At 62.8% G+C, this 20,636-nt stretch carries 15 protein-coding genes; 8 read left to right on the forward strand and 7 right to left on the reverse strand.

Translation table 11 applies throughout. The annotated features are described in order from the left end of the window. Positions 1-18 precede the first annotated feature (18 nt). The 6 genes from XI06_RS10720 (at position 19) to XI06_RS10745 (ending at position 7,437) form a co-directional block, all read left to right on the forward strand. Positions 19-993: a helix-turn-helix transcriptional regulator gene (locus XI06_RS10720; protein ID WP_271605269.1), complete on the forward strand. Its 975-nt coding sequence runs from the start codon at positions 19-21 to the stop codon at positions 991-993. Positions 994-1,183: 190 nt separating this feature from the next. Next, positions 1,184-1,432 (forward strand): DUF6894 family protein, encoded by a 249-nt coding sequence (locus XI06_RS10725; RefSeq protein ID WP_237858648.1) that lies wholly within the window; start codon positions 1,184-1,186, stop codon positions 1,430-1,432. 241 nt (positions 1,433-1,673) lie between these two features. Beyond that, positions 1,674-4,709, forward strand: coding sequence for an autotransporter outer membrane beta-barrel domain-containing protein (locus XI06_RS10730; protein ID WP_271605270.1), 3,036 nt, complete (start codon positions 1,674-1,676; stop codon positions 4,707-4,709). Positions 4,710-4,926: 217 nt separating this feature from the next. Beyond that, positions 4,927-6,045 (forward strand): helix-turn-helix transcriptional regulator, encoded by a 1,119-nt coding sequence (locus XI06_RS10735; protein ID WP_271605271.1) that lies wholly within the window; start codon positions 4,927-4,929, stop codon positions 6,043-6,045. A gap of 219 nt (positions 6,046-6,264) precedes the next feature. Further along, a complete protein-coding gene (locus XI06_RS10740; protein WP_271605272.1) occupies positions 6,265-6,522 on the forward strand; it encodes a hypothetical protein in 258 nt (85 codons plus the stop codon). A 186-nt stretch (positions 6,523-6,708) separates the two neighbouring features. Further along, entirely contained in the window at positions 6,709-7,437 is a 729-nt protein-coding gene (locus XI06_RS10745; protein WP_271605273.1) for a sulfite exporter TauE/SafE family protein, read from the forward strand. Here XI06_RS10745 and XI06_RS10750 read toward each other — a convergent pair. Beyond that, positions 7,434-10,634, reverse strand: a complete 3,201-nt coding sequence (locus tag XI06_RS10750) for an efflux RND transporter permease subunit (protein WP_237869555.1) — start codon at positions 10,632-10,634, stop codon at positions 7,434-7,436. The genes XI06_RS10745 and XI06_RS10750 overlap by 4 nt on opposite strands. Before the next feature lie 181 nt (positions 10,635-10,815). After that, entirely contained in the window at positions 10,816-12,057 is a 1,242-nt protein-coding gene (locus XI06_RS10755) for an efflux RND transporter periplasmic adaptor subunit (RefSeq protein WP_271605274.1), read from the reverse strand. A gap of 201 nt (positions 12,058-12,258) precedes the next feature. Between XI06_RS10755 and XI06_RS10760 the strand changes: the two genes are divergently transcribed. Continuing rightward, positions 12,259-12,903, forward strand: coding sequence for a TetR/AcrR family transcriptional regulator (locus tag XI06_RS10760; protein ID WP_271605275.1), 645 nt, complete (start codon positions 12,259-12,261; stop codon positions 12,901-12,903). A gap of 88 nt (positions 12,904-12,991) precedes the next feature. On the opposite strand, the gene XI06_RS10765 is transcribed toward XI06_RS10760, so the two are convergent. The 5 genes from XI06_RS10765 to XI06_RS10785 form a co-directional block, all read right to left on the reverse strand. After that, positions 12,992-13,963 (reverse strand): ABC transporter substrate-binding protein, encoded by a 972-nt coding sequence (locus tag XI06_RS10765; protein ID WP_271605276.1) that lies wholly within the window; start codon positions 13,961-13,963, stop codon positions 12,992-12,994. 289 nt (positions 13,964-14,252) lie between these two features. Continuing rightward, positions 14,253-15,182, reverse strand: a complete 930-nt coding sequence (locus XI06_RS10770) for an outer membrane protein (protein ID WP_271605277.1) — start codon at positions 15,180-15,182, stop codon at positions 14,253-14,255. A 537-nt stretch (positions 15,183-15,719) separates the two neighbouring features. After that, on the reverse strand, positions 15,720-17,087 hold the full coding sequence (locus tag XI06_RS10775) for an MFS transporter (protein WP_271605278.1): 1,368 nt from the start codon (positions 17,085-17,087) through the stop codon (positions 15,720-15,722). 73 nt (positions 17,088-17,160) lie between these two features. After that, a complete protein-coding gene (locus tag XI06_RS10780; RefSeq protein ID WP_271605279.1) occupies positions 17,161-18,690 on the reverse strand; it encodes an aldehyde dehydrogenase in 1,530 nt (509 codons plus the stop codon). Continuing rightward, positions 18,687-19,337, reverse strand: coding sequence for a GntR family transcriptional regulator (locus XI06_RS10785; RefSeq protein WP_271605280.1), 651 nt, complete (start codon positions 19,335-19,337; stop codon positions 18,687-18,689). Before XI06_RS10785 ends, XI06_RS10780 begins: the two co-directional genes overlap by 4 nt. A gap of 154 nt (positions 19,338-19,491) precedes the next feature. Here XI06_RS10785 and XI06_RS10790 point away from each other — a divergent pair, with 154 nt between their 5' ends. Then, positions 19,492-20,265, forward strand: a complete 774-nt coding sequence (locus XI06_RS10790) for an alpha/beta fold hydrolase (protein ID WP_271605281.1) — start codon at positions 19,492-19,494, stop codon at positions 20,263-20,265. Positions 20,266-20,636 lie beyond the last annotated feature (371 nt).

Consider the following 20,636-nt stretch of genomic DNA (forward strand, 5'->3'; position numbering starts at 1 on the left):
TCCGTTGGAGAGATTGCAGTGAGCAGCAAGGATCAGTCTTCCATTCTCAACGTGTCGACAAACGGCGTTCCCGAAAACGAGCGTCTCGCGCTGCTGCGCGAATTCTATCGCTGCGGGGTGGTCAAAGCCGAGGTCGCCCCGAACGAAGGGCAGCCGCTCGACGCGAACTTCAACTGTTACGCCGTGCCGGAAGCGCAATTGATGACGGGAAAGTTGTCGGGAGCTCGACTGATCAGGACGAAGGAACTGGTTGTCGACGGTGACGACAGTCTTGCCCTGGTCGTGGTCCGATCCGGAGCCGTCGGGATATCTGCGCGAGGTCGCGAACTGCTGCTTGGTCCTGGAGAAGCTGTCTTGGCCAGCGCCGAGGATACGGTGGTGCTCGAGCGGCATCTGGCCGGCGATTGTTTCTCGCTTCGCGTGCCGCGGCGCATTCTCGCGCCGATGATCATGGATGTCGACGACGCGGTGATGCGCATCATCCGGGACCGGCCCAGCGAGATCAGGGTGCTCGTCGACTACGCGACCTCGCTGGTTCGGGAGAACGGGTTTGCGACGCCGGCGTTGCGCCAACTGGGTGTCGGACATTTGCATGATCTCCTGGCTCTCGTGCTCGGTCCCACCGACGACATCAGGGAAAGCGCTGGTCGGGGCGGCGCGAAGGCCGCCCGCTTGCGCAAGGCCAAATTCATGATCGTCAACAATTGCTGGCGGCATGACCTGTCGGTCGCCGGCGTCGCGCAGGAGCTCGGCGTCACGCCGCGCTACCTCCAACGCCTGTTCGAAGCCGACGGCAAGACATTCTCTTCCTTCCTGATCGAGCAGCGCCTGAAGCGAGCCCATCGCATGTTGCGGGAACCGGAGTTCGCCGAGCGTCCGGTCTCGTCGATCGCCTACGACGTCGGCTTCGGCGATCTCTCCTATTTCAATCGCTCCTTTCGACGGGCCTACGGCGCGACGCCGAGCAACGTCAGGAGCGGCGCGGCGGAGTGAGCTCTTCCCGGCGAATTTGAGCGACCTGCCGTTTTTTCGAGCGCAAGCAGGGAATTTTTCACATGATCCTTGATCGTGGAATCATGACTGTTGCGGGAGTGTTGGGCAGGGGTGTCGTTGTTGCTGACGTGCTCTGCGGCACGCCGGTGCCGTATTCCGCCGACTACGTATTCCGGCGCGTGGAGTAGATATGCGCCGATTCTTCTTCGACCTCTTGGTCGGCAATGTCGTGAAGATCGATCCGGGTGGCATGGTGTTCGAGAATGCGCGGGCGACATTCGTCGTCGCCGACGAGATGGCAAAGCATCTCTTCGTCTGGCGCGATGATCTGCGCGATCGCGATGCCTGGATCCGCGTCAGGAATGACGGCGGCCGCGAGATATATCGCGCCGCGGTCTGGGCAGAGAGCGCGGAGAAGGCGGGCTGGGACCAGGCATAGTTCCTGCCGGCGGTGTCGCAACTCTGCACCAGTCGCAGCCGAAAGGGCCTCAGTTCGTTTTGAGCCGAAACCCAGTCGCATTAGTCCAAGTCGGATGATGGGCGTCCTTCTACCTTGGCGATCAGCGATTCACGGATCGCGGCGTCGGCCTCCTCCGATCGGAGGAGGGCGATCGCAACAGGCTGCACGCGCGTCGCGTGGCAGGCTTCGTTTGGGGAATGAAATGAAACGAAGGCTTCTTATGACCGTCAGCCCCCGCGTGCTGCGGATCCCGGTGTCCGCGCTGCTGCTGGCGCCATGGATCATGACTGAGCGCGCGGAAGCTGCCTGCACGCCGCCGTCACCGGTCAATGATGCGGTCGTCACCTGCTCCGGAACGGTAACCAATGCGAACGGGACGATCGGCTATGGATCGGCAACCGACACCGGCAACACCATCAACGTGACCTCAGGCACATTCTTGAACGGCACCACCTCCGGCATCACGCTTAACCGGGGCGCCATCAACAATGCCGGCGCCATCCTCGGCGGCACCGCGGCGTCGAATGGCGCCACCGGAATTGCGGCCGGTGGGGACCTCGACCTGAAGAACACCGGAGATCGCGTTCAGGCAGCAGGGACCAATGGTATCGCCATCAGCAGCTCTGGTACGGTGAACATTGAGAATGCAGCAGGCATCTTCGCGATCGGCACAGGTGGAATCGCGATCCAGGCAAACATTGTCAACCTGGCGACCAACTCCGGCCAAGTCGATGGACTCCGGTTTGGAATCTTTGCAACGACCTCCGTTGTGGTCAACAACACCAGCTCCGGGTCAGTCTTCGCAGACGGAACGAATGGCGCAGCGATCACGACATCCGGTAGCGTCCTCATCAACAACGCCAACTCCGTTTTCGCAACATCGAGCGGCAGCGTGGCAATTCGCGCCGGCACCGTGACTGTCGCTAGCAACACCGGCACAATCGCGGGAGGCTTGGCCGGCATCTCCTCCGCCGGGGCGGCCACGATCAACAACGGCGCCTCTGGCGAAATTGAATCCACCCTCGCGAACAGCGTCGCCATATCGAGCGGGAGCGCTGTCACGGTTGCCAACGCCGGCGAGGTTATTGGCAACGCGGTGGGAAGCCGGGGCATCGCAGCGAATACCGTCGTGGTATCCTCGAATTCCGGAAGGATAGAAGCCGGAGCGCAAGGCGTTTTTGCCAATACGGCAACGGTGACGAACGGCAGCGGTGGCACCATACAGGCGCTCGACCAGAACGGATCCGCCGTCAATGCGCTGATCGCGAACGTCTCAAATGCCGGACAGATCCTGGCATTGAACGGCGGCGGCTTCGCTATCCTCGCCGGAACGGTGAACGTGACGGCCAACACCGGCACGATCTCAGGCGAGTTCAATGCGATCCGATCGCCGTCAGGTTCCGTGACGGTCAACAACAACGGTGGCACAATCCAGAGTACGAACTTCAATTCCACCGCGGTGTTCGCCAAAACGGACGCGAGCATCGTCAATGCGGGCACGATCAAGGGCGGTGCAGGCGGCGGAATCGGAATCCGCGCCGATGGCACGGCGACGGTCGACAACGCCGCCGGCGGGCTGATCTCCGGCGGCCAATTCGGCATCAGTGCCGTCGACGTCAAGCTCAACAATGCCGGCATCGTGGAATCGAGCTTTGCGGCCGCTGGCGTCGATGCCCGGACAGCCGAGATCACCAATTCCGGCACGATCCGAGCGAATGACGGCGCCGCAATTCAAGCGTTCGATGCGCTGACGCTGAGCAATTCCGGAACGATCACCGGTGCACCGGCCGCGGAGGCCATTTCCGTTCGGGGAACCGCTGCGATCAACAATGCGGGCATCATCTCCACGGGCGTGCGCGGTGTGTCGGTCGATGGCGCCGCAACCATCGTCAACTCGGGTTCGATCTCCGGTGAAACCGGTGTGCAGGTGCGGGGCGGGGCTGAGATCGCGAACTCCGGCACGATTACCGGAACCGGCGGCACGGCGATCAAGCTCTCCGCCAACGCGGATACGCTGACGCTGCGGCCGGGATCGAAGATCAACGGCGTGGTCGATTTCGGCTTCGGCAACGACGTCGTCAACGTCGATTTCGGAGTGCGCAGCAGGGTATCGTCGCTGACAGCGATCGACCTGCCGACCTTCATCAATTTCGACGGCACGATCAACACCATCACCTCGGGATTCAATGGTCCGTCAGTCGTCTCCGGAACGACGCTGGCAACCCTCGACCCCACTGCGCTCGCCCAGACGGACCGCACGCTGATGGACTTCACCGGCGGTGTGTCCTCGCTGGTGCAGGGCCGCTTGAGCGGCGCTGGGTCCGGCGCGAACAACATGATGGCGATGGCCTATGCGCCAGATACCGCGCAGGCCGGCCCGTTCACCAAGGCACCGAAGAGCCTCTGGACCGATCCGGCGCCGATCACGGTCTGGGCCAATAGCTTTGGCGGTCAGCGCATCCAGGACGAAACCGCCGCAACCCTGCGCGCGACCTCGACCGCGTGGGGCGGTGCGATCGGCCTCGACCGCAAGGTGCAGCCGAACTGGCTGGTCGGCGCCTTCCTCGGCGGCGGGCAGGGCGGCCTCTCGGTCGACCTCAACTCGCAGTCGGTCGACACCGTTTATGTCTTTGCTGGCGCCTACAGCCGCTTCGAATGGGCCGCGCAGTTCTTCGATTTCACGCTCCAAGGCGGCAATGCCGACAACAAATCGCGGCGGCTGGTGCTCAACAATGCCGCGGTCGGCGGCATGGAGACGGCGACCGCCAGTTACAGCGGCTGGTACATCAGCCCCGAACTCGCCTATGGCTACAAGCTCGATATCGGCAACGGCTATCTGCTGACGCCGACGGCGCGGCTGCGCTACGTCGCGGGCCGGTTCGACGGCTATAGCGAGGCCGGCTCGGCGCAAGGCTTGTCGGTCGGCAGCCGCACGCTCCAGGATCTTGAGGAGCGTGGCGAGGTCGATCTCTCCAGGGTGACACGCTTCGACGGTGGCGCGCTCACGGCGAACGTCCACGGCGGCGTGATCGCACTCCAGCGCGTCGGCGACACCGGCATCAACACGGTGCTGCTCGGGCAGAACCTGTCCTTCGACACGCCGGGCAGCCGAAGCACGATCGGCGCGGTGGCGGGCTTCGGCCTCGACTATCGCACGACCAGGAACGTATCCGTGTTCGGTGCCGTGGAGGGCATGGTGATGTCCGACCAGAGCCGCACCGGAACCGCGAAAGGGGGCCTACGCGTCGCGTTCTGAGCCGGCATCAGCCCTGGCGGCCTGAACGCGGCGCTTGCCGGCCGGGCTCCATCCGCCCGGCCGGCGCATCCTCCGATCGGAGGATGCCGCATGCGGGGGTTGTGATAGCTTGGTGATCGCTGTCTGAGTTGAACCTTTTGCTTCTGTGATAGACTCACCTAGGCCGCCGGGCATGAAGAACATTTCGCTATCGCCTGTTTGACCATTGGCTCTTTCGATGCCCCGACCTCCAAAACAGTCCGATTTGATCGAGCGCATCTATGATGCCGGTCTCGATCCTGGGTTGTGGGGCGACGTGGTCGTCATGCTCAATGGGTTCATTGGCAGCCGGGCCTGCGGTCTGATTTCGAAGGATCCGATCAGCAAGTCCGGTGCGACGCATTATTATTGCGGGGTCGATCCGCACTACATCCAGCTCTATGCGGAAACCTACGCCCGGTACGATCCCCTCGCCAGGCTTCCCCGCTATGGCGAGGTGCGCAACATCCCCGACCTCGTGAATTTCGAGGAATATCGCCGTGGCCGCTTCTATCAGGAATGGCTGCGCCCACAGGGCTGCGCCGATGTCGCCAACGTGGTTCTGGAGCAGTCGCAGTCGTCGTGTCCGATGTTGCTGACCGTGATTCCGGGCAAGGAGATGCTCGACGCGGTGCAGCGGGCGAGGATGCAGGCCGTCGTCTCGCATGCGAGCCGGGCCCTGGTGATCAATCGAGCGATCGAGCGAAAGCAGCAGCGCGCGACCGCGCTCGCTGACGTCGTGGATCAACTGAATGCAGGCGTCATCCTGCTCGATGCGACCTGCAATATCGTCCACGGCAATCCGGCCGCGGACATGCTGCTCGACGCCGACGACGTCCTGCGATCGGTTTCGGGGCGGCTCGTGGCAAGATCGTCCGCAGCAAATTCCGTTCTGCGCGAGACCTTTCGTGACGCGGGAGAGGTTGCCCTGGCGGCGGCCTCGGGGCAGAAAATTCCGCTGATGTCGCACGACGGTTCGTACTACATCGCGCAAATCGTCGCGCTGCCCTCGCTGCTGCGTAACGGAACGGAATCGGCTGGCGGCGCCATCGGAGCCCTGTTTGTCTGGAAGGCCGAGGTCGACAGTCAGTCGTGCGCCGGCCTGATCGACCGTACGTTCGGATTGACGCCTGCGGAGCTCAGGGTTCTGCAATCCATCGTCGAGGTCGGCGGCGTTCCGGAGACCGCGATCGCGCTCGGCATCGCGGAGACGACGGTGAAGACGCATCTGCATCGCGTCTTCGCCAAGACGGGTGTTTCGCGTCAGGCCGACCTCGTCAAGCTCGCGGCCGGGTTTTCCAATCCGCTCGTCCACTGACGCATCAGGGCGCTGAAGCAAGCATCAGCGCGTCGCCTTCAAATTCATCATCAGAATGTTATTGCGCGTCATTCGTTTGGGTGACGCGATTTGCTGCGTTCTCTCCTACCAGAACGCACACGATTTCTTGTTCGTCGCGCTCGAGCTTCGTGTGAAGCAACTCACAGCGCGCGGACGTGAAGTCCATCAATCTCGCTTGCAGGTTGAAAGGAGGTTGTCATGCCAACACCGTTCCGGAGCCTGATTGGTACGTTCCACGGCGTTGCCAATCGCATGCTCGCAGCGCTGCATCAGCAGCGTGCGATCGAGGCGCGGCGCGTGTTGCGGCGCTATCGCCATCTCCTGGAAACGCAGCACGAAACATTGCCTTTGAACGAAATCGATTCTGTCTGCAGCGAAGAGGAATTTATAGAAAATGCCCACCGATCTGATGCGCACCAGCATTCGGCCAGTCGCCGCAGTCTCGAGCACACGTAACCTCAATTGTGTCGCGCTGGCTCTCACCGCGGCCCTCGTCACGCTTCAACTCGCCGGTCTTGTCATGCTGGAGCGAGCTCACGCGCATGCCATGCAGGTGTCGTTTCCGCGCGAACCTGCGGCGTGCGCGGACAGCACCGTAGCGCCCGTATCCCAGATTCCTTACGACTGAGCGGAGGGCGGACCATGCCTGACGTCGCGACCCTCCTGCTGCTCAGCGTTGCCGTGTTCGCCGGAGCCTTCGTCTCGGGGCTCTCCGGCTTCGCATTCTCGGCGGTGGCGGGCGCGGTCTTGCTGCGCGTATTCCAGCCGCTGGAGGCGGTGCCGCTGATGATGGCGTGCAGCATCGGCGTGCAGGCAACCAATCTGTGGGCGCTTCGGCGCAGCATCCGCTGGGAGGGAAGCCTCCTGTTGATCGTCGGTGGACTGATCGGCGTTCCCATCGCAGTCTCGCTGTTGCAATCGACCGATACGCATCTGCTCCGGCGCGGCTTCGGCATCGTCGTGTCCCTCTATGCCGGCTACATGCTGCTGCGACCGACGCTGGTGACGGCCAGCGAGGCAGTCGGCCGGCACTGGGTTGCGCTGATCGGATTCGGAGGAGGGCTCGTCGGCGGGCTCACCGCCATGCCTGGCGCGATCCCGACGATCTGGTGCGACATGCGCGGCATGCCCAAGAGCGAGCAGCGCGGCCTGGTGCAGCCGTTCATTGCGGCGATGCAGGTCTTTGCGATCGCTCTGCTGGTGGGACACCAGGACCTCTCGTCAAAGGTCTTCGTCGACCTCGCCGTCAGCCTGCCTGCGCTGTTTGCCGGATCCGCGCTCGGCGTGATCGCGTTTCACCGGGTCAACGAGATGGTCTTTCGCAAGACCGTGCTCGTGCTGTTGTTGATCTCCGGGATATCCCTGATCTAGTGGCCGGGATTGGTGACTGAGCCCTGAACTGGCGCGGCGCTGGTGTCGCTGGTGTGATGCACCAGCGGCTTCATGCCGGTGATGGTTCGCAGCAGCACATAGAACACCGGCGTCAGGAACAGGCCGAACACGGTGACGCCGATCATGCCGGAGAACACGGCAACGCCCATCGCGCGCCGCATTTCGGAACCTGCGCCGGTCGAGAGCACCAGCGGCAGCACGCCCATGATGAACGCCATCGAGGTCATCAGGATCGGACGCAGGCGCAGCCGGCTCGCCTCGATCGCGGCCCGGATCGGCGTGCGCCCGGCGAATTCGAGCTCGCGGGCGAATTCGACGATCAGGATCGCGTTCTTGGCCGAGAGTCCCACGAGCACGATCAGTCCGATCTGGGTGAAGACGTTGTTGTCACCCTTCGAGAGCCAGACGCCGAACATCGCAGCCAACAGGCCCATCGGCACGATCATGATGATCGAGAGCGGCAGGGTCAGGCTCTCATAGAGCGCGGCTAGCACCAGGAACACCAGCAGGATCGCCAGCGGAAACACCCAGAGCCCGGAATTGCCGGCGATGAACTCCTGATAGGTCAGGTCGGTCCATTCGAAGGCGAAGCCGGGTGGCAGCACCTCCGCCGCGATCCGCGTCGCTGCTTCCTGCGCCTGGCCGGACGAATAGCCCGGCGCGGCCGCCGCGTTGATGTCGGACGACAGGAAGCCGTTATAGCGGATCGCGCGCTCCGGACCTGCGCTCTGGCGGATCGTGAGCAGCGCCGACAATGGCACCATGTCGCCCGAAGATGAACGCACCTTCAACTGCCTGATGTCGTCGGCCCGGGCGCGGAACGGCGCATCGGCCTGGACATAGACGGAGTAGGTGCGGCCAAACTTGTTGAAGTCGTTGACGTAGTAGGACCCGAGGTAAATCTGCAGCGTGTTGAAGACCTCGGTCACCGGCACGCCAAGCTGCAACGCCTTGGTGCGGTCGATGTCCGCGAACAGCTGGGGCACGTTGACCTGGAAGCTCGAGAACACGCCGGCGATCTCCGGCGCCTTCTGCATCGCCGCCATGAACGCCTTGGTCGCGTCGTTCAGGGCTTCATAGCCCAAGCCGGCGCGGTCCTCGATCTGGAGCTTGAAGCCGCCGATGGTGCCGAGACCGTTGACCGGCGGCGGCGGGAACATGGCGATGAAGGCTTCCTGGATGCCGGCATATTTCTTGTTCAGCTCGGCCGCGAGCGCGGGGCCGCTGAGTGAGGGATCCTTGCGCTCATCGAACGGTTTCAGCGTCGAGAACACGATGCCGGCGTTGGAGGAGTTGGTGAAGCCGGAGATCGACAGGCCCGGGAAGGCGACCGAGCTCTCGACACCGGGCTGGGTCAGGGCGATGTCGCTCATCTTGCGGATCACCTCTTCGGTGCGGTCGAGCGTCGCGCCGTCGGGCAGCCGCGAGAAGCCGACCAGATATTGCTTGTCCTGGCCCGGCACGAATCCACCAGGCACTTGCTGGAACAGGAAGGCGGTGATGCCGACGAGGACGACGTAGAGACCCATCACCGCGGCCTTGCCGGAGATCACCTTGGTGACGGTGCCGCTGTAGCTGTTCGAGGAGTAGGTGAACGCCTGATTGAAGCGGCGGAAGAACCAGCCGAGGCTCTTCTCCATGATAATCGTCAGCCGGTCCTTCGGCTCGTCGTGACCCTTCAGCAGCAGCGCCGACAGGGCCGGTGACAGCGTCAGCGAGTTGACGGCCGAGATCACGGTCGAGATCGCAATCGTCAGCGCGAACTGCTTGTAGAACTGCCCCGTCAAGCCTGAGATGAATGCGAGGGGCACGAACACGGCGATCAGCACCATCGCAATCGCGATGATCGGTCCCGACACCTCGCGCATCGCCTGATAGGTGGCATCGCGCGGAGACAGCCCGCCCTCGATGTTGCGCTCGACGTTCTCGACCACGACGATGGCGTCGTCGACCACGATGCCGATCGCGAGCACCAGGCCAAACAGGCTGAGCGCGTTGATGGAGAAGCCGAACACGTGCATGACCGCAAACGTGCCCACGATCGACACGGGCACGGCGAGCAGGGGGATGATCGAGGCGCGCCAGGTCTGCAGGAACAGGATCACGACCAGCACCACCAGTGCGATCGCCTCCAGCAGCGTGTGGATCACGGCCTCGATCGAGGAGCGCACGAACTGGGTGGGGTCGTAGACGATCTGATAGGACACGCCCTCCGGCATGTTCTTCTTGATCTCGGCCATGGTGGCGCGGACGTGGTCGGAGATCTCGAGCGCATTGGAGCCCGGTGCCTGGAAGATCGGGATCGCCACCGCCTGCTTGTTGTCGAGCAGCGAGCGCAGGCCGTATTCGGAGGCGCCGAGCTCGATGCGGGCGACGTCGCGCAAGCGTACGACCTCGCCGCGCGTGCCGGTCTTGACCACGATGTCGCCGAACTGCTCCTCGTTGGCGAGCCTGCCCTCCGCGTTGACGGAGAGCTGCAGGTCGATGCCCTTGACGTTCGGCGACGAGCCGACCACGCCGGCGGCTGCCTCAACGTTCTGCGCCTGGATTGCCTTGACGATGTCGCTTGCGGTGAGGCCATGCTCGGCCGCCTTCTGCGGATCGACCCAGACCCGCATCGAATAGTCGCCGGCACCGTAGAGCTGAACGTCGCCGACGCCGTCGATGCGCGCGAGGCGGTCCTTGACGTTGAGCACCGCATAGTTGCGCAAATAGGTCATGTCGTAGCGGTTGTTCGGCGACAACAGATGCACCACCATGGTGAGGTCCGGCGAAGACTTCTTGGTGATGATGCCGAGCTGGCGCACCACGGCCGGCAGGCGCGGCTCGGCCTGCTGCACGCGGTTCTGCACCAATTGCGTCGCCTTGTCGGGGTCGGTGCCGAGGCGGAACGTCACCGTCAACGTCATCGCGCCGTCGGTGGTCGCCTGGCTCGACATGTAGAGCATGCCTTCGACGCCGTTGATCTGCTCCTCGATCGGCGTCGCCACCGTCTCCGCGATCACCTTGGGATTGGCGCCGGGATAGGTTGCACGCACCAGCACCGAGGGCGGCACGACATCGGGATATTCCGAGATCGGCATCGCGAACAGCGAGATCAGTCCGGCGAGGAAGATCAGCACCGACAGCACGCCGGCAAAAATCGGACGATCAATGAAGAACTTTGAGAGATTCATGGCTTTGCCCCTGGGCGATATCTTTCTCGTCTCCACAGAGCTCCGCCGTCATTCCGGGGCGCGCGAAGCGCGAACCCGGAATCCAGAGGTGATGTGCTCTGAGCTTCGTAACTTCGAGATTCTCAGGTGCGCTATTGCGCACCGTAGTTCGCGACTTCGTCGCGCCCCGGAATGACGTTGACTAGCGTTGCACCACATCCTGGTTGCTGTGGTTGGAGGCTTGCTGTCCGCGCGCACCCATCGCGGCCACTTCCATCTTGAGGAGAGCGCCCGGACGCACGCGCTGCAGACCGTTGACGACGATGCGATCGCCGGGCTTCAGACCCGCGATGACAATGCGCAGGCCGTCGACCGCGCCGCCGAGCGTGATCGGCCGGTAGACCGCACGGCTGTCATCGCCAACAGCCATCACGAACTTCTTGTCCTGGTCGGTCCCGATCGCGCGCTCGTCGATCATCACCAGCGTCTGCTGCTTCGGCTGGCCCATCCGCACGCGGGCGAATTGGCCGGGGATCAGACGCCCATCGTCGTTCTGAAACACAGCACGCACACGAATGGTGCCACTCTGGCCGTTGACCTGGTTGTCGATGAGCTGGATGTGGCCCTTGGCGGAGAGACCGCCTGAGGTCGCCATCTCCACCGGGATCTGATCGAGATTGCCGCGCTTTCCTGACGCCTCCGCGATCGAGTTCAGTGCGCGCAGCACGACCTCTTCATCGGCGTCGAAGGAGGCGTAGATCGGATTGACCGAGACCAGCGAGGTCAGGACAGGAGAGGCGGTGCCGGCGGCAACGAGATTGCCGACTGTGATTTCGATCTTGCCGACGCGGCCGTCCACGGGCGCGCGCACCTCGGTGTAGTCGAGATTGAGCTTCGCGGTCTGCAGGGTCGCCTCGGCCGCCTTCACATTGGCGATCGCTTCACGATTGGCATTGTCGCGCTGGTCGTAGTCGCGCCGCGTGACCACGGCATTGCCGACCAGCTGCGCGCCGCGCTCGAGCTCGCCCTGGGTGAAGACGACGCGCGCTTTCGCGGCCTCGAGCTGCGCGTTGGCCTTGTCGACCTCGGCCTCGTAAGGCGCCGGATCGATCTTGAACAGGACGTCGCCGGCCTTCACCAGTGCACCCTCGGTAAAATTGGTCGCGAGGATCGCGCCGGCAACGCGCGGCCGAAGCTCGACGCGGTTGATGGCCTCGAGCCGGCCGGAGAAATCGTCCCACAGCACGGTCTGCCTTGGTTCGATCAACGCGACGGTGACGGGAACGGCTTGCTCGGTCGCGGCGGCCGTTGCCGTCGCCTGGGCGGCACGGAAGTAGTGGCCGGTCGCGATCGAGCCGGCGACGGCGAGGGTGCCGACGATGGCAACGCCGCCGAGAAGACGGCGGAGACGGCCGGCGGGAGACGTTTCTTGGGAGGGGTGCATTTGCGCGCTCCAGATATGTAGTGTTTACTACAGATGTGGAGCTGGATACCGCAGCGCAAGATACTTATGTACCGCTCACTAAGAAAATTGTAGCCGCTTACCGCAAGATTGGGAAGGCGGAAGAGAAAAGAAAGATAGAACAAATAGATAGGACCAGGCGTTAGATCGAGGGACGACGCCGAATCCAAGGAGGATAGTGACATGGGCATGGGACGCCCCCGCGAATTCGACGCTGATGTCGCGTTGGATCGGGCGATGGAAGTGTTTTGGCGCCATGGCTATGAGGGCGCCACGATCGCCCAGCTCACGGAGGCCATGGGTATCAACCCGCCGAGCCTCTATGCCTGCTTCGGCAACAAGGAAGGCCTGCTCAAGGCTGCGCTCGACCGCTACACCAAACTGCGTGGCGCGTGGATGGACGAAGTGGTGTCCGCACCGACCGCCCGCGAGGTCGCCGAGCGAATGCTGATGGGCATCGCCGAGAAGCAGACCGATCCCGCCAATCCGCCCGGCTGCCTGCTCGTGCAAGGCGGCATCGCCACCGGTGCCGGCTCCGAAAACGTCCCCTTCGAGCTCGCAGCGCGCCGCGCCCAGAACGAAGAGCAACTGCGCGAGCGCTTTGTCCGGGCCCAGGCAGAGGGCGATCTCAAGGACACGTCGGATCCCGCAGCACTCGCGCGTTATGTCTCGGCGGTGTCCGTCGGCATGGGCGTGATGGCCTCCTCAGGCTCTGATCGCGAAGCGCTGCGGCAGGTGGCTGATGTCGCGGTGCAGGCCGTGGAGGCGCAGTCGGAGCGGGACCAGGCTGTGAACTCGTTAAGCGGCAGGCCGCATAATGTCCGCTGAGACTCTAACAGCCGCGGAAGGGCGGCATTCTCCCGATGTCGCTAAAGGGCCCAATTCCGGACTCATGCACTGCAGCGAGCGAGGTGGTCTATCCGATTACCTCGTCCGCGCGAGCAACTAAATCGGGAGGCAATTGTAAGCCAAGTTGCCGAGCTGCTTTTTGGTTTACGACCAACTCAAACTCGGTTGGAGCTTGAACGGGCAGTTCGGCGGGATCAGCGCCGCGCAGAATCCGATCAACGTACGACACCGCACCATCGAATATCTTTATGAAGTAGACGCCGTACGAAATTAGGCCGTCAGCGTCGCAGAAGGAACGGAGTGGATATATTGCTGGAATGCGGTATTGGCGGACCAAGGCCGTAAAACGATCTGGTTGTGAACTCGTGAATGCATCAGGCAAGAAAATGAGGCCGCTATCGGGCTTGTCTTTAAAGGAAACGATCAAACGCTCTATGTCGGATTCTCCGCCGCTGGGCGTTTCCACTGACGCGATTCCTGATGCGCGCGCGGTCCTGTCAATCGATTCGCGGAATGCCGCGGAATTGTTTCCGGGTTCAGGATTGTAGACGAGCCCGATGTGCTGGATGTTCGGCGCAATCTCCTTCAGGAGAGAAACCCACTTGCCACCCAAGCTCGGCTCAAATGGTGTGAAGCCCGTCACGTTGTGGCCCGGTCTGGAAAAGCTATCAACGTAATGCATTCCCACCGGATCACTGACCATGGCAAAGACAGTACGAAGCGTTGAGCCCTCAGCTTGAAGTGCCGCCATGGACGTATTGGTCAATGCAAACAGCACATCCGGCTTCAGGGAGATCAGCTCGCGGGCATAACGATGCGCCAGATCAGTATCTCCGTTGTATATTCGGCTTTCAATCATGAGATTATTGCCAAGCTTCCAGCCACGTTGTTTGAGGCTATCTTCAAGAAACTTCTTTGTAATTTCTCCTACAAGCAGTGCACCTACACGACGGACTTTATCTTGAGCCGTTGTGTGAGTGGCTACTGCGCCGAAGCCGGCGACAACACTGACAGCTTTCATGAAATCCCGTCGTTTCATGGCGCGCGCCCTCTAGTCTCCAGCTTGGCCAACAATATGATGCTGCCGAGGAGGAAGACAGCCACACATTGATCGATGCGAGTTCCGCTTCGGGTCAAAATGCGAAGAGCTCAGGTTGAGCAAATCCGGTCCGCCCTACGGCGATGAGCGAACCTCCGTCAGACGCGGCGCAACTTCGCTGACGGGCCAACAGACGATATGGCCAGCGTCCTGCCTGGATGGCACCGCAAACAAAAAAAGCCCCGGCGCAAGCCGGGACTTTCTTCGCTTCCCGGAGGAAGACGTTCAATCAGTACTTCGCAACCACCGGACCACCGAATTGATAGGCCGCGCCTACGCGCACGCTGTCAATGTCGAGGTTGCCCCAGTTCGCGCGCCAGCCGCAACCCGCGCAAGCTGCTGCCCCGTTGGCTAGGACGGCCGGTACGATGCCGCTCGCACCGTCAAATCCGTAGTGGAGGTATTCGACGCGAACCAGCCACTGCGGCGCAACTCGCCATTCGACGCCGGCGCCGGCGACCCAGCCGACTTGGTTTCGTGAGAAGGCAACGGCCGAGGTCCCAAAACACGTGGTGGCAGCGGCGCCCGGACATCCGAATCCGAACAGGCTGGCCGGATTCGTCGACGGGGTGAACACGGCAGAGTACTTGGTATCAGTAAAGGCCACACCGCCTGTGCCGTAGAGCAACACGTTGTCGCCAGCACCCACGACCATGCCGACGCGTCCTCGCAACGAAGCCAACCACTGGGTTGAGCTGTTTAACTGCATGTTCGTGCCCAACGGGGGGAAGTTGGCGGGCTGCCCCGTGAACGAGCCGACGACGGTTTGGGCGTCGCTTCCCGTCTTATTGTCCGTCCATGTTATATCGCCCTCGAAGCCAAACACCCACTTGTTCTGCTGCCAGTTGCAGCCTCCATAGCCGCCGCCCAAGACGCTGTCGCGCGACAAACCATGCGATGTGGGTAGAACGCCGTACCCCGCGATTCCCGCTCCGTTGATCGCAGGCGCTCCGAAGCCCGGTGAGGGGAACGCCGATGTGTCCCCGTTCTGATGAGCGTGGTACCAGCCGACGTCACCACCGATGTAACAGCCGGTCCAGCTTGCAACGACCGGCGGCGGCAGTGGAGGCGCCTTGACGGCCATGTCAGCCGCGTATGTGGAGCCGACGCTTGCGATGATCATCGACGACGCGATCGCCGATTTAAGAGCAGCCTTCATGCAGACTTCCCCCTTAGAAATTATTGATAATGCAAATTCCAACGGCAGCGTAATTTGAGGACGTGCGATTGACGAGCGCAAACGCCGGTTCCATTTGGCTTACCAGCATTTTCCTCGGCCGATGTTGCCGGATTGCAACCTCAAAGGGTCAGCATCGCTGATGCATTTCAAGTTGGTGCGCCAAGCTGCCCGGACTGCGTGAAGTATTTTTCATGAGCGTAGCCGTCCGTTCGGACGACCTGGTCTCATTGGCTTGCGCAAGTATGCGGCGCTCCGCAGCGGTTGGCCATGCCCGAACTGCGGAATGGCTGGCGGAGGATTTCTCCAGACACCGAAGCTGTGCGATTGAGCGAGCAATCTGTTCGCGGACTTGCTTCAGTGTGTGGGGTGTTCGTCCAGGATATTTCGGTGAGCCCGTTCGAGTCCTTTGTTGCCACGTACACGCTCCGGCTCGCCGCCGGAGAGTGCAACAAAGCAAGACGCCCCGATGTCAGCCATCGGAGCGTCATGAGCGAGAGAGCGTGGAGCTATTGGTTCTCAGGACACTTCGCTCAGAACGGGCGCCGCCGCTTCCTCCGTCTTCAGCTCCTCGAGGCTGCGATGCCTGGGCTCGATGCCGAGCGCCCAGACCGTGATGATCTGAATCACCAGCAGCCCGATCATCAGCGCCATCACGCCGGCAACGCCGCGCGATTCAAACAGCGACACAACGAGGAACGGTGTGACGATCGTGGCGCCGCGCCCCAGCGTATTGACGATGCCGGAGGCGCGCAGGCGAACCTCGGTCGGAAACAGCTCGGGAATGTAGATGCCGAACAGCAGGGCGACCAGGACGTAGATCGGCACGGTCAGCGCAAAGCCCACGGCCGGCAGCAGGATCGGATCCGAGATCATGGGATAGAGGATGCCCAGCGCCACCGAGACCAGCGACGCGCCGATGATGGTCGGCTTGCGACCCCAGCGGTCGGCTGTCAGCGCGCCGATCGCCGAGCCGATCGGCGCGCCCAGCGCCATCAGCAGGGAATAGCCGAACGAGGTCGCGATCGACAGACCCTGCTTGACGAAGAACACCGGAAGCCAGGTGACGAAGCCGTAGAGCAGGGTGTTGATGGTGATCAGGCAGACCGCACCGACGATCATCCGCGACAGCAGCGGTGCGGTGAACAGTGTGCCAAGATCGGCCGAGACCGGGGCCGATGTCGTGGCCGCTGGCGCAGGCAAGGGCTGACCTTGCGCCGCCTCCTTCTCGATGGCCTGCATCAGCGCTTCGGCCTCCGCGGTCCGTCCCACCGCTTCCAGCCAGCGCGGCGATTCCGGCAGCGACTTGCGCATGTACCAGACCACGAGCGCGCCGATGCCGCCGAGCACGAACATGGAGCGCCAGCCGAATTGCGGCACCAGCACGGATGCGACCAGCAGCGCGACGGGCAGACCGGTGACGACGCACACGGTGGTGAAGCCGAGCCATTTGCCGCGGGTCCGCGCGGGCACGAACTCCGTCATCGTCGAATAGCCGACGACGTTCTCCGCGCCGAGCCCGACGCCCATCACGAAGCGGCAGGCAATCAGGAAGGCCATGTTTGGCGAGAATGCAGCAGCAAGGGAGGCAACGCCGAAAAGCAGCAAATTGAATTGATAGGTGAAGCGGCGCCCGTAACGGTCACCGAGAAAACCGGTGCCGAATGATCCCAGCATCATCCCGACGAAAGTCGCGGAGATGAAAACCGCGTTCTGGGCCAGCGTCGAGAAGCCCGTCTTCAGCGTCACGCTGAGCACGGTCCCGGCGATGTAAATGTCAAAACCATCGAAGAACATGCCGATGCCGATCAGCAGCATGATGCGACGGTGGAATGGCCCGATCGGCAGCCGATCAAGACGGCTGCCTGCGTTCACCGATGTCGACATTGACGCTCTCCCTTGACTGTTATTCTTGATGATGCGGCCCGCCTTCTCTGAGCGATCTGCCGCTTGTCGTTCTCTAGTTCAGCCGCTTCTGGTTGGCCGTGTCGCGATACCAGTCGAACGGCTGCTCGTGCGTGGCGACCATCACGCTCTTGGTGTTGAAATGGTCGTCGAAACTTTCGGTGCCGCATTCGCGGCCGATGCCGGAATCATCGACGCCGCCCCAGGGCGAAGCCGGATCGAGCCGATGATGATCGTTGACCCAGACGATGCCGGCCTTGACGGCGGCGGCGACGCGGTGGGCGCGCGCGACGTCCCGGGTGCGGATCGCGGCGGCGAGGCCGAAGGGGGAGTCGTTGGCAAGCCGCAGCGCATCGGCTTCGTCCTTGAACGGCGTCACCGAGGTGAAGGGACCGAACACCTCCTCCTGGAAGATGCGCATGTCGGAGGTGACGTCGGCGAAGACCGTCGGCTCGACGAAATAGCCAGCGTCGTGACCCGGCACCTTCGCGGCAACGCCGCCGGTGACGAGACGTGCACCGTCTTGGTGACCGTAGCCGGAATAGGTGAGCACGCGGTCGCGCTGCCGGGCGGAAATCACGGGGCCAAGCTGGGTGTTGGCATCGAAGGGATCGCCGATGCGGATCGTGCGGGTCTTGGCCTGCAGCTTCTCGACGAACTCGTCGTAGATCGAGGCCTGCACGATGTGGCGCGAGGCGCAGACGCAGGTTTGTCCCGCGCCGATGAAGGCACCGAATGCCGCGTAATTGACGGCGCGGTCGACGTCGAAATCGTCGAACACCATCACCGGTGTCTTGCCGCCGAGCTCCATGGTCTGATGCGCAAACACCTTTGCGGCCGCGCTGCCGGCGATGCGGCCGGCCTCGGTGCCGCCAGTCAGGACCAGCTTGTTGATGTCGCCGTGCTCGGCGAGCATCTTGCCGGCGCTTTGGCCGAGACCGAGAACGATATTGAAGACGCCGGGCGGCAGACCGGCCTCGGTGAAGATCTGCGCGAGCTTCAACGTCGTCAGCGGCGTGTATTCGGACGGCTTGACCACGGTGACGCAGCCGGTCGCCAGCACAACGGCGAGCGACTTGCACAGAATCATCAGCGGATGATTGAACGGTGTGCAGTTGGCAACGATACCGATGGGGGTGCGAAGCGTGTAGTTGAGATACGGGCCCTCGACAGGGATCACGGAATCGCGGCGCGACAGCGCGACGCCGGCAAAGTAGCGGAAGAAGTCGGGGAGGCGGGAGAGCTGGGCGCGGGTCTCATTGATCGGGCGGCCGTTGTTGAGGGTCTCCAACCGGTACAGGCTGTCTAGATTGGCCTCGAAGGCATCGGCAAGCTTGTTGACCAGCCGGGCGCGTGCGCGCGTGTCCATGCCGCCCCAGGCCTTGCCTTCGAAGGCGGCGCGTGCGCTTCGCATGGCGCGATCGATATCCTCAGCGGTCGAATTGGGAATGCGGGCGATCACATCGCCGGTCGCAGGATTGCGCACGTCCAACATCGCGCCGCCTCCGGCTTCGACTTCCCGGCCATCGATGAAATTGCCGTGAATTTCGACGTCGATCGAGGCGGGTTTCGACGGAACGTTCATAATGACCTCTCTTCGACGATGACGGCGTTGCGCTTGAGCGCCGGCAGAACGCGTTTTTCGGTGGCCCCGATATGGGCCTTGATGATGCGTGCCGCGGTTCGCGTTTCGCGGCTCTGCATGGCGTCGATCAGCGCGACGTGTTCGGCGACGAGTTTCGCCGGGTCGTGTCCCTTCAGATTCGAAATGCTGACGCGGACCAGCCGATCGGCCTGGCCGATCAAATCGCAGAGCGCCGTTGCCATGCGGCGATTGCCGGACGCATGCGCCAGCGCGGTGTGGAAGCCGCGATTGTAGACGATGAAGTCTTCGTGGTTGCCCGAGAAGCGGCGAAAATCGTCGAGCGATTTCAAGACGCTGTCAGGCGCACTCTCGATCGCCTCGGCAACGCAGGCCGGCTCCAGCGCAAGGCGGAAGCGCAAGAGGTCGCGCGCATCTGACAGCGAGATCGGTGTGACCCGATAGCCCTGGCGCGGCTGCACCGTCACGAGGTGCTCGCGCTGCAGCCGCAAAAGCGCGTCCCGCACCGGTTGCCGGCTCACCTCATAGCGCTCGGCGAGGTCCTGCTCTCGCATTTCATCGCCAGGAGCAAGGCGGCAAGCTAAAATATCAGCTCTCAGAAGATCGTAGATATTCTCGCGCAAAAGCATGACCTGTAGGACCTCCGTGAGTGTAATCTCTCAGTCCTGATATTTCACGTCAAGGCCTCAATGCTTGAATTCCCGGCGATTTGATTTATCAATCGAGCCAATAGGACGCGCGGGTCGCGCGTGCTCTGACCGACGCAATCGAGAAAGACCGGACATGGACAGGCTTCTTGCCAACGGAACCGTCAACGCCGCGGAATCGGGCGAGGGGCCGCCGTTGTTTCTCTTTCACTCGCTGTTGTCGGATCGCGCGAGCTTCGATGCGATCGCGCCGGAGCTTGCGACATCGTTTCGAACCATCGTGCCGGAGCTGCCCGGGTTTGGCCGTTCAGGCTCCGTGGAGGGCGGCCTTGCTGCGGTCGCGGACCGGATGGCCGAGGCCGTACGGGATGCGGCGAACGGCGCGCCGGCGATCGTGCTCGGCAACGGCTATGGCGGCTTCGTCGCCTTGCAGATGGCGATCCGGCATCCTGAGATCGCCGCTAAGCTCGTTCTCGCCGACAGCGGCGCTGCGTTCTCGGAGCCCGGCCGCGAAGCGTTTCGCAACATGGCGAGGGTGTCGCGCGAGAAAGGGCTGGAGGCGATCACCGACGTCGCCATGCGGCGCCTGTTCGCGCCGGAGTTTCAGGAGCAACATCCTGAGCTGATGAAGGATCGTCGCGCAGCGTTCCTGCGGACGGATCCCGATGTCTTCCGTGCCGCGTGCGATGCATTGGCAAGCCTCGATCTCCGCGCTCAACTCGCCACGGTGAAGGTTCCCGTCCTCGTTCTGGTCGGTGAGCACGATGAGGCGACGCCGCCGCCGATGTCGCACGAACTCGCCGCCGGATTGCCGCACGCCAGGCTCGAGATCATTCCGGGCTGCGCGCACGTGCCGCAGCTGCAATCGCCGCGGCAGTTTCTCGTTGCTCTCAACGGCTTCTTGTTCTGATCGGCGCGGGCGCCGCGTTCGAAATGGCGATGGCTTCCGAACCGTTAATGGTTCGGAGTGATTGCGAATTCACGACTGGGGATCATGCCATCGTGCGCCTGTTTTGCCCGACGTGTCAAACGTCCGCCGTCGGCGAGGCGCGCGGCGTGAGGCGCGAATTTCTCCAATGATTTGTACTGTGCATGGGGTTGTTTTCGCGTTTTCGATTGAGCGCCCTCACGCAGCGAGGCGCCTTCCTCAAATGGCAGCAGCGCATCCAGGCCGCAGAAGCCGCGTCGATGGGACTATACGCACTGCCGCCCACGTGGCATTGGGAACGGTGAGGCCGTCCGGGGGGTAGGTCTCGGCCGACCCGCTGGACAACTGACCGC

Source organism: Bradyrhizobium sp. CCBAU 11434 (assembly GCF_028128895.1).
Lineage (GTDB): Bacteria > Pseudomonadota > Alphaproteobacteria > Rhizobiales > Xanthobacteraceae > Bradyrhizobium > Bradyrhizobium zhengyangense.

Coding starts and splice junctions, on each gene's coding strand:
- XI06_RS10725 (WP_237858648.1), top strand. CDS start 1,184: ATGCGCCGATTCTTCTTCGACCTCTTGGTCGGCAATGTCGTGAAGATC.
- XI06_RS10730 (WP_271605270.1), top strand. CDS start 1,674: ATGACCGTCAGCCCCCGCGTGCTGCGGATCCCGGTGTCCGCGCTGCTG.
- XI06_RS10735 (WP_271605271.1), top strand. CDS start 4,927: ATGCCCCGACCTCCAAAACAGTCCGATTTGATCGAGCGCATCTATGAT.
- XI06_RS10740 (WP_271605272.1), top strand. CDS start 6,265: ATGCCAACACCGTTCCGGAGCCTGATTGGTACGTTCCACGGCGTTGCC.
- XI06_RS10745 (WP_271605273.1), top strand. CDS start 6,709: ATGCCTGACGTCGCGACCCTCCTGCTGCTCAGCGTTGCCGTGTTCGCC.
- XI06_RS10750 (WP_237869555.1), bottom strand. CDS start 10,634: ATGAATCTCTCAAAGTTCTTCATTGATCGTCCGATTTTTGCCGGCGTG.
- XI06_RS10755 (WP_271605274.1), bottom strand. CDS start 12,057: ATGCACCCCTCCCAAGAAACGTCTCCCGCCGGCCGTCTCCGCCGTCTT.
- XI06_RS10760 (WP_271605275.1), top strand. CDS start 12,259: ATGGGCATGGGACGCCCCCGCGAATTCGACGCTGATGTCGCGTTGGAT.
- XI06_RS10765 (WP_271605276.1), bottom strand. CDS start 13,963: ATGAAACGACGGGATTTCATGAAAGCTGTCAGTGTTGTCGCCGGCTTC.
- XI06_RS10770 (WP_271605277.1), bottom strand. CDS start 15,182: ATGAAGGCTGCTCTTAAATCGGCGATCGCGTCGTCGATGATCATCGCA.
- XI06_RS10775 (WP_271605278.1), bottom strand. CDS start 17,087: ATGTCGACATCGGTGAACGCAGGCAGCCGTCTTGATCGGCTGCCGATC.
- XI06_RS10780 (WP_271605279.1), bottom strand. CDS start 18,690: ATGAACGTTCCGTCGAAACCCGCCTCGATCGACGTCGAAATTCACGGC.
- XI06_RS10785 (WP_271605280.1), bottom strand. CDS start 19,337: ATGCTTTTGCGCGAGAATATCTACGATCTTCTGAGAGCTGATATTTTA.
- XI06_RS10790 (WP_271605281.1), top strand. CDS start 19,492: ATGGACAGGCTTCTTGCCAACGGAACCGTCAACGCCGCGGAATCGGGC.